Annotated in this window: 15 protein-coding genes; 12 read left to right on the forward strand and 3 right to left on the reverse strand. The window is 57.4% G+C overall.

What is annotated here, in order from left to right:
* Window positions 1-157: 157 nt before the first annotated feature.
* From yddG to AC3WOK_RS05705, 3 genes are all read left to right on the forward strand, one after another.
* Window positions 158-1,036 (forward strand): aromatic amino acid DMT transporter YddG, encoded by an 879-nt coding sequence (gene yddG / locus AC3WOK_RS05695; protein WP_059309987.1) that lies wholly within the window; start codon window positions 158-160, stop codon window positions 1,034-1,036.
* 619 nt (window positions 1,037-1,655) lie between these two features.
* A complete protein-coding gene (gene ompC, locus AC3WOK_RS05700; protein ID WP_047348410.1) occupies window positions 1,656-2,738 on the forward strand; it encodes a porin OmpC in 1,083 nt (360 codons plus the stop codon).
* Window positions 2,739-2,815: 77 nt separating this feature from the next.
* On the forward strand, window positions 2,816-3,256 hold the full coding sequence (locus tag AC3WOK_RS05705) for a GFA family protein (protein WP_059309986.1): 441 nt from the start codon (window positions 2,816-2,818) through the stop codon (window positions 3,254-3,256).
* Here the strand turns inward: AC3WOK_RS05705 and AC3WOK_RS05710 are convergent.
* Window positions 3,246-4,190, reverse strand: a complete 945-nt coding sequence (locus AC3WOK_RS05710; protein ID WP_059309985.1) for a LysR substrate-binding domain-containing protein — start codon at window positions 4,188-4,190, stop codon at window positions 3,246-3,248. The two genes, AC3WOK_RS05705 and AC3WOK_RS05710, sit on opposite strands and share 11 nt — an antisense overlap.
* Window positions 4,191-4,360: 170 nt before the next feature.
* Between AC3WOK_RS05710 and AC3WOK_RS05715 the strand changes: the two genes are divergently transcribed.
* From AC3WOK_RS05715 to AC3WOK_RS05745, 7 genes are read left to right on the forward strand one after another with little or no spacing between them, the layout of a single operon-like run.
* The gene (locus AC3WOK_RS05715) at window positions 4,361-5,311 is read left to right on the forward strand and encodes a branched-chain amino acid ABC transporter permease (protein WP_059309984.1); all 951 of its coding nucleotides are present in this window, start codon (window positions 4,361-4,363) and stop codon (window positions 5,309-5,311) included.
* Between the two features lie 8 nt (window positions 5,312-5,319).
* The gene (locus AC3WOK_RS05720) at window positions 5,320-6,426 is read left to right on the forward strand and encodes a branched-chain amino acid ABC transporter permease (protein WP_059309983.1); all 1,107 of its coding nucleotides are present in this window, start codon (window positions 5,320-5,322) and stop codon (window positions 6,424-6,426) included.
* Window positions 6,423-7,190 carry an ABC transporter ATP-binding protein gene (locus tag AC3WOK_RS05725; RefSeq protein WP_059309982.1) on the forward strand — a complete coding sequence of 256 codons (768 nt, stop codon included), beginning with the start codon at window positions 6,423-6,425 and terminating at the stop codon, window positions 7,188-7,190. The genes AC3WOK_RS05720 and AC3WOK_RS05725 overlap by 4 nt, the downstream gene beginning before the upstream one ends.
* Window positions 7,183-7,902 carry an ABC transporter ATP-binding protein gene (locus AC3WOK_RS05730; RefSeq protein ID WP_059309981.1) on the forward strand — a complete coding sequence of 240 codons (720 nt, stop codon included), beginning with the start codon at window positions 7,183-7,185 and terminating at the stop codon, window positions 7,900-7,902. Before AC3WOK_RS05725 ends, AC3WOK_RS05730 begins: the two co-directional genes overlap by 8 nt.
* Window positions 7,903-7,930: 28 nt before the next feature.
* Complete coding sequence (locus AC3WOK_RS05735) at window positions 7,931-9,088, forward strand: branched-chain amino acid ABC transporter substrate-binding protein (RefSeq protein ID WP_492354135.1); 1,158 nt, start codon at window positions 7,931-7,933, stop codon at window positions 9,086-9,088.
* A gap of 17 nt (window positions 9,089-9,105) precedes the next feature.
* Entirely contained in the window at window positions 9,106-9,588 is a 483-nt protein-coding gene (locus AC3WOK_RS05740) for an L-2-amino-thiazoline-4-carboxylic acid hydrolase (RefSeq protein WP_095449006.1), read from the forward strand.
* Window positions 9,585-10,811: a Zn-dependent hydrolase gene (locus AC3WOK_RS05745; RefSeq protein WP_492354136.1), complete on the forward strand. Its 1,227-nt coding sequence runs from the start codon at window positions 9,585-9,587 to the stop codon at window positions 10,809-10,811. The genes AC3WOK_RS05740 and AC3WOK_RS05745 overlap by 4 nt, the downstream gene beginning before the upstream one ends.
* Window positions 10,812-10,819: 8 nt before the next feature.
* Here AC3WOK_RS05745 and AC3WOK_RS05750 read toward each other — a convergent pair whose 3' ends face one another.
* Both AC3WOK_RS05750 and AC3WOK_RS05755 read right to left on the reverse strand, forming a co-directional pair.
* Window positions 10,820-12,703, reverse strand: a complete 1,884-nt coding sequence (locus AC3WOK_RS05750) for a potassium transporter Kup (protein ID WP_492354241.1) — start codon at window positions 12,701-12,703, stop codon at window positions 10,820-10,822.
* Window positions 12,704-12,792: 89 nt separating this feature from the next.
* A complete protein-coding gene (locus AC3WOK_RS05755) occupies window positions 12,793-14,280 on the reverse strand; it encodes an MFS transporter (RefSeq protein WP_492354137.1) in 1,488 nt (495 codons plus the stop codon).
* A 116-nt stretch (window positions 14,281-14,396) separates the two neighbouring features.
* Between AC3WOK_RS05755 and AC3WOK_RS05760 the strand changes: the two genes are divergently transcribed.
* Complete coding sequence (locus AC3WOK_RS05760; RefSeq protein WP_063431939.1) at window positions 14,397-14,972, forward strand: TetR family transcriptional regulator; 576 nt, start codon at window positions 14,397-14,399, stop codon at window positions 14,970-14,972.
* A gap of 209 nt (window positions 14,973-15,181) precedes the next feature.
* Window positions 15,182-16,567 (forward strand): NarK family nitrate/nitrite MFS transporter, encoded by a 1,386-nt coding sequence (locus AC3WOK_RS05765; RefSeq protein ID WP_492354138.1) that lies wholly within the window; start codon window positions 15,182-15,184, stop codon window positions 16,565-16,567.
* Window positions 16,568-16,631 lie beyond the last annotated feature (64 nt).

Below are 16,631 nucleotides of genomic sequence, written 5' to 3' on the forward strand. Positions count from 1 at the left end.
GCGTCAAATCAAGGTCATCTCCCTTCCCCCCCTTAATAGTCACCTCCGGTACGGTTAAATACCCCTTTTTGATTAACGGCTTAAGAGAATAATTCGCGACAGCGTCAGGATGAATGCGCTACATTTTCCCTCTGATTTTTATTGCAATGGCAACGTCATGGACAGAAAGAGAGCAACGCTTATTGGGCTGGCGGCAATACTGTTATGGAGCACCATGGTCGGCCTTATTCGCAGCGTGAGCGAAGGGCTGGGTCCGGTAGGCGGCGCGGCGATGATATACACCCTCAGCGGATTACTGTGTCTGGTAACAGTAGGATTTCCTGATATCAGGCGGTTTTCGCCCCGGTATCTTATTGCTGGCAGCGTTTTATTTGTCAGCTACGAAATATGCCTGGCGCTGTCGCTGGGCTATGCCGCAACGCGCGCTCAGGCCATTGAAGTCGGTATGGTGAATTACCTCTGGCCAAGCCTGACGATTGTGTTTGCCATTTTGTTCAATGGTCAAAAATCTACCCTGTGGGTGATCCCCGGATTAGCCATCTCGCTGCTGGGCGTCTGCTGGGTATTAGGGGGCGAACAGGGGTTACATCTTGATGAAATCACCCGCAATATCGTGTCCAGTCCGCTGAGCTATGCGCTGGCATTCGCAGGGGCATTTATTTGGGCGGCCTACTGCACCGTAACCAGTAAATTTGCGAAAGGGCAAAACGGTATCACCCTGTTTGTTTTGCTGACAGCGCTGAGTCTGTGGGTGAAATATGCTTTTAGCGATCAGCCCGATATGGTGTTCACGCTTCCGGTGGTGGTAAAACTCGTGATGTGCGGAATCGCCCTTGGGTTTGGTTACGCCGCATGGAATATTGGCATCCTTCACGGTAACGTCACGATTCTGGCTGCCGTATCCTATTTCACCCCGGTTCTCTCAGCCGCGCTTGCTGCCGCAGTGCTGAATTCCCCGCTCTCCTTCTCGTTCTGGCAAGGCGCGCTGATGGTCTGCGTCGGGTCGTTGCTCTGCTGGTACGCCACCAGAAAATAATGCCAGTTTTGCTGTCGGGTAATATTTATCCCGACAGCAAAAAATTAACATAAATTTAATATGTGAGCGCACGCCAAAATATTCGTCAGGCCAGTAGAGCGCGTGTTTAGATTCTGTTTTATTAGCGTCCTTTCGTAAATTTCCATTCACTTCCATTGACATAAATTGACACCACTGCGTGATTAGTTACTTGCGAATACTCACGCTCTTAATAGCACAAAGTGCAATAGTGTGTTTCTGTTTATTTCATTTAATAGAACGGAAATTCCGTACATTAAAGGTTTAAAACAAGGCATTACGGCTTAAATAGCCACTCAAACTCCACCAAAAGAACGAAAATACCGATAATTACCATTTTTTATAAAACCACCACGTAACTATATTACCGGCAATCAATCACGCAAAAAATTGAATGAATATTCATCAATTCACGCCATTTCACCGTCATTTACCCGATCTCGATCACACTAACTGAAATTATTACTAATAATTTGAAACTTATTATTGAAATAGGACTACAAGATTTTTAAAAATAGCATGCCATTGACGATTAGCCTCGTTTAGAAATTGTTCAAAGTGGCTCAGGAAATACCTAAGAAAATTATAAGGAATATTTAAGATGAAACTTAAATTAGTTGCAGTGGCAGTGACTTCCATGTTGGCAGCAGGCGTTGTAAACGCGGCTGAAGTTTATAACAAAGACGGTAACAAGCTGGATCTGTACGGTAAAGTAACAGGTCTGCACTATTTCTCTGATGATACTGATAACGACGGCGACAAAACTTATGTTCGTCTGGGCTTCAAAGGCGAAACTCAGATCAACGATCAACTGACCGGTTACGGCCAGTGGGAATATGAGTTCAAAGGCAACCGTTCTGAATCCCAGGGCGCTGACGGCAACAAAACCCGTCTGGCATTCGCGGGTCTGAAATTCAACGAATTCGGTTCATTCGACTACGGTCGTAACTACGGTGTTGCTTACGACATCGGCGCGTGGACTGACGTTCTGCCAGAGTTCGGTGGCGATACCTGGACCCAGACTGATGGCTTTATGACTGGCCGTACGACTGGCGTTGCAACCTACCGTAACACCGACTTCTTCGGTCTGGTTGACGGTCTGAACGTTGCCGCTCAGTACCAGGGTAAAAACGACCGTAATGACATCACCGAAGCGAACGGTGACGGCTGGGGTCTGTCTTCTACCTATGAAATGGACGGCTTCGGCGTTGGTGCAACCTACGCGAAATCTGACCGTACTGACCGTCAGGTTGCTGCAGGTCGCGTCGCTAACACCGTTAACGCTGGCGGTGAGAACGCAGAAGTATGGGCTGCTGGCCTGAAATACGATGCGAACAACATCTACCTGGCAACTACCTACTCTGAAACCCGCAACATGACCAACTTCGGTGACGGTTATATCGCGAACAAAGCTCAGAACTTTGAAGTTGTTGCTCAGTACCAGTTCGACTTCGGCCTGCGTCCATCCATCGCTTACCTGAAATCCAAAGGTAAAGACCTGGGTTCATACGGCGACCAGGATCTGGTTGAATACGTTGACGTTGGCGCGAGCTACTACTTCAACAAAAACATGTCTACCTATGTTGATTACAAAATCAACCTGGTTGACGACAACAGCTTCACCAAAGCAACTGGCGTTGCTACCGACAACATCGTAGCTGTAGGCCTGACCTACCAGTTCTAAGATTTGTCACGATAAAAGGCCAGCCCATGCGGCTGGCTTTTTTTATACGGATTTCTGGCGTCAAAAAGGAGTACGCCATGCACATATTCAAAGGACGCTGCTTGTGCGGAATGAGTCAGTTCAGCGTGAGCCTCAACAATTTTGACGTGTACGCATGCCACTGTACGCAATGCCAGAAGTGGTCGGGCGGCATTGCCATGTATCTTGAGCCGCAGGGCGAACCGCTTCTTGAGCAAGACTCCATCGCCCCTTCTCATTTCGCGTCATCGGCTCGCGGCGAGCGCTGGTTCTGTCCCGGCTGCGGCTGCCCGCTGTGGTTCAAACTGACCGCAACGTCGCGCTATTTCATTCCCTGGACGCTGCTTGAGATGGGCGAAGATGAGCGACGCCGGCTGGTGCTCGCCGCGGAAATTTACACCGAAACCCAACCTGCGTTTTTTGGCCTGACCGGGCAATACGCGCGGTACAGCGGTTCGGAAATTGAAGCGCTGGATAAACAGTGCCTGCTTACGCCGTAAGCGATTCAACGCCTGCCGCCCGACGAAGCCAGTTTTGCAGCAGCTTACCGTCCTCGGTCATCTCTGAATCGGCACGCACGCAGAGGTAATAGTCGCGTCCGTCGTCAATGGGTGAGTCGAATATCTTTACCAGCTCGCCGCTTTCGAGATAAGGCGCAATCAGCGGCTCACGCATCAGCGCGCAGCCCAGACCAGCCTGCACGCCCGCCAGCGTCAACAGCCCGTCTTCAAACAGGGGACCGCTGCGCCGTAGAGAACGTTTTACCCCCTGCAGCTGAAACCACTGCGGCCAGCTGGTACGCTCCTCATCGTGGAGCAGCGGCATTTGCAGCAGCTGCTCAGGGGTGTCGATATGGCCATGCACGCGCAAAAACGCGCGGCTACATACCGGCACCATCTGCCCGGAAATCAGCTTTTCACTCTGATAGCCCGCCCACTGTCCGTTACCAAAACGAATCGACATGTCCGACGCGTCGCTCAGATAGTTACGGTGGTTGGCATACACCACGTTGATCTCGGTTTGCGGATTGGCGCGCATAAATGCAGGCAAACGCGGGATAAACCACCCCATGCCAAAAAGCGGGATCAGGCTGATGGTGACCTGGCGCGTTTGCGCCTGCTCCGCCAGATGCTCCGTCGCCTGGCGCAGCACGTTAAACGCCGCGCGGATCGAGCGGTAGTATTCACGCCCGTGCTGGCTCAGAACCAGCCTGCGCCCCTGACGCTCCGTCAGCGGCATTTGCAGATACCCTTCGAGCACCTTGAGCTGATGGCTGACGGCCGACGGAGAGATAGCCAGCTCCTGCGCGGCCAGCGTGACGCTACCCAGCCGGGCGATGGCCTCAAAGGCACGCACGGCGCGAAGCGGCGGATCGTTTGCCAGGCGACTTTCTGCATACGCAGACAGGCCAACTGATTGTTCTGTTTTATTCATATGTTGATTTCTTTAGGCTTTTTACCCAAAAACAGGTTTTCATTATCTTTATATAAATCATAAAGATAAAACAATATTTATTTATCATAAGAAATAATAGATGCGTATTTTACAATTTAATTCATTTATTAGATGGTAGCCGCAGAAAGAGCACTTTGCGGGTACAAACGTTGGATACACTCATACAACAACTGATCAACGGCGTGATGCTGGGAAGCATCTACGCGCTGATCGCGCTGGGCTATACCATGGTGTATGGCATTTTGCGCATTATTAACTTTGCTCACGGCGATATTTTGATGGTCGGCGCGCTCACCACGCTCTCCGTCATTAACGCCCTGAATTCCGCCTTCCCGCTCATGCCGCTGCTGTTGCAGCTCGGCGTTGCCCTGGCGGTGTCGATGGCCGTTTGCGCCCTGCTGGCCATGGCCGTCGAGCGCTTTGCCTACCGCCGCCTGCGCAACGCCCCGCGCCTGGCGCCGCTGATCTCCGGTATCGGCGTTTCGGTCCTGCTGCAAACCGTGGCGATGATTATCTGGACGCGCAACCCGCTGATGTTCCCGCAGATCCTGCCCATGGATCCGATTGCCGTTACGTCGGGAAGTGAAATGCACCCGCCCGCCATCGTGACCGTCACCGGCATTGTCACCGTGGCGCTGGCGCTTGCGGTGATGACCGGGCTGTGGCTGCTGGTGGAATACACTCGCCTGGGTCGCGGTATGCGCGCCGTTGCGGAAAATCCGCGCGTGGCCACGCTGATGGGGGTTAACCCGAACGCCATCATTACCCTGACGTTTGCCATTGGCGGAGCGTTTGCCGCGCTGGCAGGCGTCATGATGGCCAGCAACTACGGCAACGCCAGCTTCTCGATGGGCTTTTTGCCCGGAATCAAAGCCTTCACCGCCGCCGTGCTGGGGGGCATTGGTAACATTCGTGGCGCCATGATTGGCGGGATCCTGCTCGGCATTATCGAAGCGCTGGGCGCGGGCTACCTGGGTGAACTGACCCACGGCGTGTTCGGCAGCAATTATCAGGATGTCTTTGCCTTCATCGTGCTGATTCTGGTGCTGGTCTTCCGTCCGGCAGGACTGCTGGGCGAGCGCGTGGCAAACAGAGCGTAAGGGACACTATGACAACTCTTCAACTCCAGGCTCCGGCAACGACGCGCAAGTTCTGGTCCGGCATGACGTTATTCTGTCTTGCGCTGCTGGTTGCGCCCGTGGTGGCCACGCAGCTTGGCGGCAACTACTGGGTGCGCGTTATCGACTTCGCCCTGCTCTACATCATGCTGGCGCTGGGGCTCAACATTGTGGTCGGCTATACCGGCCTTCTGGACATGGGCTTTATCGCCTTTTACGCGGTCGGGGCTTACCTCGCGGCGCTGATGGCGTCGCCACACCTGCTGGAGGTATTCCCGATCCTCGGCGTCTGGTTCCCGGACGGACTGCACACCTCTTATCTGCTCATCATTCCGCTGGCCGCGCTCGTGGCGGCCGTCTGCGGCATCTTGCTGGGTGCCCCCACGCTTAAGCTGCGCGGAGATTATCTGGCGATAGTGACCCTCGGCTTTGGGGAGATTATCCGCATCCTGATGCGTAACCTCGATCGTCCGGTGAACATCACCAACGGTGCCAAGGGCATTACCGGGGTAGATACGCTCAACCTGTTCGGCCTGAAGTTCAGCGGCGTATACCACTGGTTCGGCGTGAAAGTGCCCGCCCTGTGGCTGTGGTACTACCTGCTGATGGTGGTGATTATCGCGATCGTTTTCGTCTGCCTGCGCCTGCAGCATTCCCGTATTGGCCGCGCCTGGCACGCCATCCGTGAAGATGAGGATGTGGCCCGCGCGATGGGCATCAACGTGCGTAACTATAAGCTGCTGGCCTTCGCGATGGGCGCCTCCTTTGGCGGCGTGGCGGGTGCACTTTTCGGCGCGTTTCAGGGCTTTGTCTCCCCGGAATCCTTCACGTTACAGGAATCCATCGCCGTGCTGGCGATGGTGGTGCTGGGCGGCATGGGGCACATTCCGGGCGTGATCCTCGGCGCGGTACTGCTCACCGCCCTGCCGGAGCTGCTGCGCAGCCAGGCGGCCCCGGTTCAGCAGGCGCTGTTCGGTTCGGTGCTGATTGACCCGGAAGTGTTACGTCAGCTGTTCTACGGCCTGGCGCTGGTGCTGGTGATGCTGGTACGTCCTTCCGGCATCTGGCCGGTACGCCACAAGGAGGTGAAGGCATGAGTCTGTTAACCGTACGCCATATGTCAAAACGCTTCGGCGGGCTGACTGCCGTGGATGATGTGTCGATTACCGTAAACAAGGGCGAGATCTACGGGCTGATAGGCCCCAACGGGGCGGGAAAAACCACCTGCTTTAACCTGATCACCGGGCTTTATCCGGCGGACAGCGGCGAGTTTTCGATTGCCGATAAGCCCTATTTCCCGAAGCAGATAGAGAAAGTCACCGCCGCCGGGATTGCCCGCACCTTCCAGAACGTGCGCCTCTTTAACGACATGTCGGTGCTGGAAAACGTGATGGTCGGCCGCCACGTGCGCACTCGCAACGGCCTGTGGGCCGCGCTGAGCCGTCACAAACGCGCCCGCGCGGAAGAGCAGCAGACCCGCGAGCTGGCCTGGCACTGGCTGGACTATACCGGCATTGCGCAGTTCGCCCACTATCGCGCCTGCGATCTGGCCTATGGTCACCAGCGTCGCCTTGAAATCGCCCGCGCGCTGGCAACGGATCCGCTCCTGCTGGCGCTGGACGAGCCCGCCGCCGGGATGAACGCGGCGGAAAAGGTGGCGCTCGGCGATCTGCTCATCCGCATCCGCGATGACGGCAAAACCCTGCTGATGATTGAACATGACGTCAAGCTGGTGATGGGCATCTGCGATCGCCTGACGGTGCTGGATTACGGCAAAACGCTCGCCTGCGGCACGCCGGAAAGCGTGCGTCGAGACCCTTTAGTGATCGCCGCCTGGCTTGGAGGCAACGCCCATGTCTGAATTACTTAAGGTCCAACGTCTGGACGTGCATTACGGCGGCATTCAGGCAGTACGCGACGTCTCCTTTACCCTGCACGAGGGCGAACAGGCTACGCTGATCGGCGCTAACGGCGCGGGAAAAAGCTCCACCGTGCGCGCCATCACCGGGCTGGAAAGCTTCAGCGGCAATATTGAATTTAACGGTAAAGCGGTAGGCAAACACGGCCCCGACGCCCTGCTTCGCGACGGGTTGGTCATGGTTCCGGAGGGCCGCGGGATCTTCTCCCGCATGACGGTACTGGAAAACCTGCAGATGGGCGCCTGGCTCAGGCGTGACACCGTCACGGTTAAGCGCGAAATGAATGCCATTTTCGAGCGCTTCCCGCGTCTGGGCGAGCGACAGCACCAGCTTGCCGGTCTGCTGTCCGGCGGTGAGCAGCAGTTGCTGGCCCTTAACCGCGCCCTGCTCAGCCAGCCGCGCCTGCTGATCCTCGACGAACCGTCGATGGGCCTCGCCCCGAAGATGGTCGAAAACATTTTTGCCGTTATCGCCGGCCTGCGCGAGCGCGGCGTCGCCCTGCTGCTTATTGAACAAAACGCCCGCCTGGCGCTGGAGGTAACCGACAGCGCGTGGGTAATGGACAGCGGCAGCATCGTTCATCACGGTCAGTCGAAAGCGATGCTCGATGACGACCAGATTGCACAGATTTATTTGGGCGAAATGCCCGTTTAACAACACCAGCCAACATCAGGGAAATACAATGAAAACAGTAAAAATCAGTGCGCTCAGCGCCGCTATTCTGCTCGGTGGTTTTGCCTCAACGTCCTCGTGGGCCGCTGACAGCGAAACCGTGGTTATCGGCCTGGCGGGCCCGCTCACCGGCCCGTCTGCCCGTATCGGTAAAGATCTGGAAAACGGCGCGCAGCTGGCTATCGATGACATCAACAAGCAGCACCCGATCATCGGCGGCAAGGCGGTGACCTTCAGGCTGCAGTCCGAAGACGATCAGTCCGACCCGCGCACCGCCGTGGCCGTTGCGCAGCGTCTGGTCGACAGCGGCGCGGCGGGCGTGGTGGGTCACTGGAACACCGGTACCAGCATTCCTGCGGCCCGCGTTTATCACGATGCGGGCATCGCACAGGTGGCACCGGTCGCGACCGGTCACGCGTATACCAAACAGGGTTTTGACACCAGCTTCCGCGTAATGGGCCACGACGATGACGGCGGCCAGCTCGCCGGCCAGTACGCGGTGAATACCCTGAAGGCCAAACGCATTGCGGTGATCGACGACCGTACCGCCTTTGGTCAGGGTCTGGCGGACCAGTTTATTAAGTCGCTTGAAGCACAGGGCGTGAAGATTGTCGATCGTCAGTACGTGGATGACAAAACGGTCGATTTCAGCGCCGTGCTGACCGCGATTCGCAGTAAAAATGCCGATCTGATCTTCTTCGGCGGCGTCGACAGCCAGGCCGCACCGCTGGCGCGCCGCATCAAACAGCTGGGCATGAATGCCACGCTGATGGGCGCAGGCGGATTCGTCAGCCAGACGTTCCTGCAGCTGGCGCAAAAAGAGGGTGAAGGCGTTGTCGCCCTGGAGCCAGGCCTGCCGGTTGACCAGATGCCGGGCGGCAAAGCGTTTGAACAGGCCTATCAGGCCCGCTACCACACCCATATCGAACTGCACGCCCCGTTCGCCTATGACGCCACCCGCGTGCTGGTGGCGGCAATGGAAAAAGCAGACACCGTGGAGCCGTCCGGCTACCTGCCCGCCCTGCGCGCCATCAGCTACTCCGGCGTTACAGGAGAGATCGCGTTTGATAAAGAGGGCAACCTGAAATCACCGTCGTTCACGGTCTACAAGGTTGTCGACGGCAAATGGCAGCCGCAGACCGTGCTGGGCGGCGCAAAAGCGAAGTAACGTAGCGAGGCAATGTGATGAGTGATAATAACGAGCTGGGCATTCTCGCCCGCCGCAAAATTGAAGCAGAAATTATTAAGCCAATTTATGAAATCCTGGTGCGCGAGATAGGGAAAACCCGCGCCCAGGCGGTGATTGGCGAGGCCATTGAGCAGGCCGCGATTGACGCTGGCAAAGCCTTTGCCAGCAAAGAGCCCAACGGCGCGGACGTCAAAAGCTTTATCGCCCTGCAGTATCTGTGGGAGAAAGATAATGCCCTCGACGTGAAGGTGATCGACGCCGACGACCAGCAGTACAACTACAACGTCACCCGCTGCCGCTACGCGGAGATGTACCACGAGATGGGGCTGGGGGAAATTGGCCACCTGCTCTCCTGCGCGCGCGATGAAAAATTCATCGTTGGCTATGCGCCGGACGTGAAGCTGACCCGCACCACCACCATCATGCAGGGCGGCGCGTGCTGTGATTTCCGCTACCGCAGCACTAAGGACAAGCCATGATCCGCGTCAACGCCGAACGGCTCTGGTCAACGCTTGAGATGATGGCGCAGATCGGCGGCACGCCCGCCGGAGGCGTGACTCGCCTGGCGCTGAGCGAGGAAGATCGTATTGCGCGTAACCTGCTGCGCGGCTGGGCGCAGGAGGTGGGTTTTACCTGCGACGTCGACAGCATGGGCAACATGTTTATCCGTCGCGCGGGGAAAAACCCGGCGCTTGCGCCGGTCATGACCGGCTCGCACGTGGATACCCAGCCGCTGGGCGGCAACTACGACGGCGTTTACGGCGTGCTGGCCGGGCTGGAGCTGCTGCGCACCCTCAATGACCACCGCGTTGAGACGGAACGTGACGTTGTGCTGGTGAACTGGACCAACGAAGAAGGCGCGCGCTTCGCGCCAGCCATGCTCGCCTCTGGCGTCTGGGCAGGCCAGCTTACCGAGGCGTTTGCTTACGCCCGGATGGACAGCAAGCGCGTCACGGTCCGCGAGGCGCTTGAAGCAATAGGCTATCGCGGAGACATCCCGGCCCGCGCGTTTCCGGTTCACGCCTGCTACGAGCTGCACATCGAACAGGGCCCGATTCTGGAAGATGAAGGTCTGGATATCGGGCTCGTCCGCGCAGCAATGGGCCAGCGCTGGTTTACCCTGACGCTGGACGGTTTCGCCGCCCACGCCGGAACGACCCCGATGCACAGCCGCCGCGACGCGCTGACCGCCTTCGCCGAGCTGGCGCTGAAGGTGGAAGAGATTGGCTATCGGCATGCCCCAGACGGACGCGCGACGATCGGCATGACGCAGGTTACGCCGAACTCGCGCAACGTCGTGCCGTCTCGCGTGGTATGCAGCGTGGAGTTTCGCCATCCTTCGCAGGAGGCGCTGATAGCCATGGAAGCGGCGCTGCATAAGGTAGCTGAAAGCCTGAGCCTGCGCGGCGTGGCCGCTGCCGTTGAACGCATTTTTGACTATGCGCCCATCGCGTTTGATGCCGAATGCCTGGCCCGCACGGAGAAGGCCGTGGCGGAGCTGGGCTATTCGTCGAAGCCGATGGTCTCCGGTGCGGGACACGACACCTGCTACGTCAGCAAGATTGCGCCTGCCAGCATGATATTTATCCCCTGCGTGAAAGGCATAAGCCATAACGAAGCGGAGAGGATCCTCCCGGAATGGTCGGAGAAAGGGGCGAACGTGTTGTTACACAGCGTCCTCGCCGCGGCCCAGGAGAAATAGACGCGGCGCTAGACGGCAACGCGCCGGCTGATTTCGACAACCCGATCGCTGGGAAGGTGGTAATGGTTGATGACGTGCGTGCAGTTGCGCTTCATGAAGGCAAAAATGTGCCGTTGCCACGCCGCCATTCCGGCCCCGCCTTCGCCTGCCACAATGGTTTCATGCCCGACATACCAGGTGGCGTCATCCGTGGCAAACAGCGCGTTAATCTCGCTGACGCCCTGCAGCAAGCGCGGAATGTCCGGGTGTTCCATAAAGCCGTACTGCGCCACGCCGTGCCAGTAGCCCGGCGCGCGCTGCTCCACGCTGATGCGCTGTTCTTCTCCGACGTAGGGCACGTTGAGAATATCAATGGTCAGCGACAGCACATCCTGCTGGAGCGCCCGGTTTCGCGCGACGTGCCAGCGCATCACCGGCGGGATATTGTTCCGGGTACGGGTCAAAAATACGGCGGCGCCCGCCACTCTGGGCACCGTCTTATGCTGAAGCTGGGCAAAGAACGCATCCACGCTGACGCCCTTCTCACCCACCGACGCGGAGACCGCCCGAACGCCGCGGTGCCAGATTAACATCACCGTACAAATGGCGGCCGCCATCAGGAGCGGAATGTAGCCGCCTTCCAGGACCTTAATCAGGTTGGCGAATAAGAAGGTGGCATCAACCACGAAGAAACAGAGGGCGATGACCGCGCTGCTGAGCAGGCTCCAGCGCCATATTTCCCGCATGGCGACAAACAGCAGCCCCGTCGTCATCAGCATGGTTAACGACACGGCAATGCCGTACGCGGCGGCAAGCTTATCGGAGGATTTGAAGAACACGACCAGACCGATGGTCACCACCATCAGCAGCCAGTTTATTGTCCCGATATAGATCTGACCGTAGCTCTCTGCCGCCGTCTGTTTAATGCGTAATCGCGGTAGCCAGCCAAGCTGAATGGCCTGGCGGGTCATGGAAAAGGCGCCGGTAATAATTGCCTGACTGGCGATGATCGTTGCCAGCGCGGCAAGCACGATAAGCGGAACCTGCAGCACCGGCGGGCACAGCAGGTAAAAGAGATTTTGTTTGCTGTCGGCACCCGCCAGAATCAGCGCCGACTGGCCGGCATAGTTAAGCAGCAGGGACGGAAAAACGACGCCGTACCAGGCAAGCCAGATCGGCTTTTTACCGAAATGCCCCATGTCGGCATAAAGAGCCTCGGCCCCCGTTACGCAGAGAAAAACGCCGCCCAGGACCAGGAAGCTGGTGTACCCGTTTGAGAACAAAAACGCGATGCCGTAAGCCGGATTCAAGGCCAACAGTACCGAAGGGTGTTGAATGATGCCCCAGACGCCCAGCGCGGCAATCGCCAGAAACCACAGCGCCATCACCGGGCCAAATATCTTCCCTATGCGGGCGGTACCAAAAGGCTGGATCAGGAACAGCGCCAGCAGAACCGCGACCGTGAGAGGCAATATGTACGGCTGCGATTCAGGAATGACCATCTCCAGCCCTTCCAGCGCGGAAAGCACCGAGATTGCCGGGGTTATCGCACCGTCACCGTAAATCAACGCTGCGCCGATAAGGGCGGCAAAAATAACCCAGCGCCCGCCTTTCCCTTTTTCCACCAGAAGCGACATCAGGGCCATGATGCCGCCCTCGCCATGATTATCAATTCGCATGGCGAAGGCGGCATATTTTATGGATGTCACCAGGATGAGCGTCCAGGTAATCAGGGAGAGCAGGCCCAGTATGACGCCGGGCGTCGGGTCATGCTCAGAGAGCGAAAGCACCGTTCTGAAGGTGTAAAGCGGGCTGGTGCCGATATCGCCAAAAACGACGCCCAGCGCACCGCCTGCAAGCAGGGTTAACCGGGAGAAGGGTTGAGACGGTTCACTGCTGTGGCGCGGGCTCATATTTTCCAGCAAGATTCAGATAATCCTTTAAAAAACATAGCCCATCTGCCCCGCCCGCGCCAACCGCCAGTCCGGTTTTGCTGCGCTATTTACCGAGGGTTGACCTTCGCCAGGCTGAACCAGATCCCAACGGCCAGCAGGAGGAGCATACCGCCCGCGCTGCCCAGCGCCACGCTGTGCGAGGTAATAAACGCGCTTTTCGCCGCCTCAATGACCGACTCCGACAGGGTCGGGGTCAGATCCTGCGCCACCTTCATCGCCTCGCCGATGGATGACGACGCTTTGTCGACGAGAGAAGCATTCAGCCCCTGCGGCAGCGCAATCGACGCCGAGAAGCTGCGGGTCAACAGCAGGCCAAAAATGGCGATCCCCAGCCCGGCCCCCAGCTCATAGGACATGGTTTCAATCGCCCCTGCGGCGGCGGCTTTCTCTTTCGGCGCAGCGGCCATAATGGCGGAGGTCGAGGCCAGCAGCGCGCTGGCGGCGCTGAAGCCGAGCAGCACCATCAGCCCCCACGCCTGCCACTGCTGCGTGCTGAAGTCGAGCATCGACAGGCCGATAAAGCTGACGGCGCTGAGCCCCATTCCGCCGGCCGCGACGATGCGAAGCCCCAAACGCCCAACCAGCACGCCCGCGATCGGTCCGCTGAACCCGCTGGCGACCATCACTGGCAGCATGAACATGCCTGCTTCAAACGGCGTAAAGCCGTGAACGAACTGCAGCTCCTGGGCCATCAGCAGCTCAAAGCCGACCAGGGCAATCATCGCGGTCATCGCCATCACCACGCCGCTCAAGATGATGCGGTGGCAGAACAGGCGCATGTCGATCATCGGTACGCGAGCGCGAAGCTGAATACGCACGAAGGCAAACAGAAGCACCGAGCCGGTCACCAGCGCGGCGGCGACCAGCCACGGCGACAGCACGCCTTTGAGCGCTGTTTTGGCGCTGTAGACCAGCAGCAAAATCGCCACAATCAGCATGATGGCATGGCTGATATTCAGCGGCTGCTCCGGTCGGCCCTGCTGACGCGGCACAAAACGCGCGGCCAGCGAAACGACGACCAGCACGATCGGCACGTTAATCAAAAACACCGACCCCCAGTAGAAGTGCTCAAGCAGCATACCGCCGATCAGCGGACCAAACGCCGCCCCGCCGGACCCCACCGCCGCCCAGACGCCAAGCGCGATATTACGGTCACGCGCGTCGACAAACAACGTACGGATCCCAGCAAGCGTAGCCGGAATAATCATCGCCGCACCGATTGCCAGCGAGGCGCGCGCCGCAATCAGCCACCCGGCCGACGGGGCAAACGCCGCCGCCAGGGACGACAGGCCAAACAGCGTACTGCCAATCATGAGCAGTCGTTTAAAACCAATGCGGTCACCCAGGGCGCCCATCGGCAGCACCATACCCGCCATCACCAGCGAGTAAATATCGATGATCCACAGCAATTCATTACCGCTGGCACCCAGCGTCATGCTCAATGTCGGCGCCGCCACGTGCAGCACCGTCGCGTCGATCGCCACCGGGATATACACCAGCACGATAATCACTAACGCTAACCACTGACGAAACATAAATTTCCTTTTCTTTTTAAACATGGACACATGTCCAGAATGCGATCCTACGTAAAGTTGAACGAGTGTCCAGCTTTTTGTTACACTCGTTTCGTTCCCATTGAGAGTGAGTAAACATGCCATATCTGAGCAAGGATGAACGGCGGGAAGCTATCCTACAGGCCGCCATGCGCGTGGCGCTGGCCGAAGGGCTGGCGGCCATGACGGTGCGACGCATTGCCGCTGAAGCCGGCGTCGCGACCGGTCAGGTTCACCACCACTTCACCTCCGGCGGCGAGCTAAAATCGCTGGCCTTTGTGCGTCTGATCCGCGAGCTGCTGGATGCCGACATGCTGGGTGAAAACGCTACCTGGCGCGAGCGGCTTCACGCCATGCTCGGCAGCGATGACGGCGGGTTTGAGCCCTACATTCGCCTGTGGCGGGAAGCGCAGATTCTCGCCAGCCGGGACCCCGAAATCAAAGCGGCGTATGTCCTGACCATGGAGATGTGGCATCAGGAGACCGTGGCGATTATCCGCGCCGGGGCGGAGTCCAGTGCCTTTACGCTTAACGACCGTGCGGAAAATATCGCCTGGCGTTTGATCGGGCTGGTTTGCGGGCTTGACGGGATCACCATATTAAATATGCCCGGGATGGACGATGCGGCGCTTAATAAGCATCTCGACAAGCTGATTTCCCTCGAATTGGGTTAATACTCCTGACGGAGTATTATTTACCGCTGCGCTTACAATTAGTAACATATTAAGCGAACCCTTATTTCCTTTCTAAACTCAAGGGTTCGTTTTTTTATCTATCCTTTCAGTTGTATCCAAAAACATCTAATAAACCAGTCAACACACCTACAACTATCCATTTGTTTTCATTTGTTTTTTATCTTCATCTTGGCAAGCAAGAGGGTGATATGTCACAACAAAGTGAGAAGAGTAATCCGCATCTGTTGAATAACTGGAAACCGGAAAATACGCAATTTTGGGAGAATAAAGGAAAACATATCGCGCGGCGAAACCTGTGGATTTCAGTCGCTTGTTTGCTGTTAGCGTTCTGCGTATGGATGTTATTTAGCGCGATTGCCGTCAACCTGAATAAAATCGGATTTACTTTCTCTACTGACCAGCTTTTTATGCTAACGGCATTGCCTTCTCTCTCCGGTGCGATATTGCGCGTCCCCTACTCGTTTATGGTGCCGATATTTGGCGGACGATACTGGACGGTTTTGAGCACCGTCATCCTGATTATTCCCTGCGTCTGGCTGGGGATTGCCGTTCAGAACACCACGACGCCTTACTGGGTCTTTATCGTGATTGCCCTGCTCTGCGGCTTTGCAGGCGCTAACTTCGCCTCCAGCATGGGCAACATCAGCTTCTTTTTCCCCAAGGCAAAACAGGGTAGCGCGCTCGGTATTAACGGCGGGCTGGGCAACCTGGGCGTCAGCGTGATGCAGCTGATCGCGCCGCTGGTGATCTTCCTGCCGATGTTTACCTTCCTGGGCGTGCAGGGGGTACCGCAGGATGACGGCTCCACGATGTGGCTGGCGAATGCCGCCTGGATCTGGGCACCGCTGCTGCTGCTGGCAACTATTGCCGCCTTTTTTGGCATGAACGATATCGCCAGCTCTAAGGCCTCTATCGCCAGCCAGCTCCCGGTGCTAAAACGCTTTCACCTGTGGCTGCTGAGCCTGCTTTATCTCGCTACCTTCGGCTCGTTTATCGGTTTCTCGGCAGGCTTTGCCATGCTGTCAAAAACCCAGTTTCCCGACGTGAATATCCTTCACCTCGCCTTCTTTGGTCCCCTGATTGGCGCGCTGGCGCGTTCTGCGGGCGGGATGATCTCTGACAAACTGGGCGGGGTACGCGTCACGCTCGTCAACTTCATCTTTATGGCAGCGTTCAGCGCCCTGATCTTCCTGACCCTGCCCGGTACGGGTTCCGGCAGCTTTATCGCCTTCTACCTGGTCTTTATGGGGCTGTTCCTCACCGCCGGGCTCGGCAGCGGCTCCACCTTCCAGATGATTGCCATTATCTTTCGCCAGATCACCCTTACCCGCGTGAAGCAGCAGGGCGGAACGGACGAACAGGCGCAGCATGAAGCGGTGACCGAAACCGCTGCCGCGCTGGGCTTTATCTCCGCCATCGGTGCCGTGGGCGGGTTCTTCATCCCCAAAGCCTTTGGCACCTCCCTGGCGATGACCGGATCGCCGGTCGGCGCCATGAAGGTGTTCCTCGTGTTTTACATCGTCTGCGTGCTCGTTACCTGGCTGGTGTATGGCCGCAAATCCGCACAAAAATAATAACGACCTCTTAGCCGGAGCGTGATGCAGCACCCTCCGGCAATGCTATCGAAGCAGGAGAAAT

The sequence above is a fragment of the Enterobacter sp. FW301-JW81 genome, assembly GCF_058788735.1.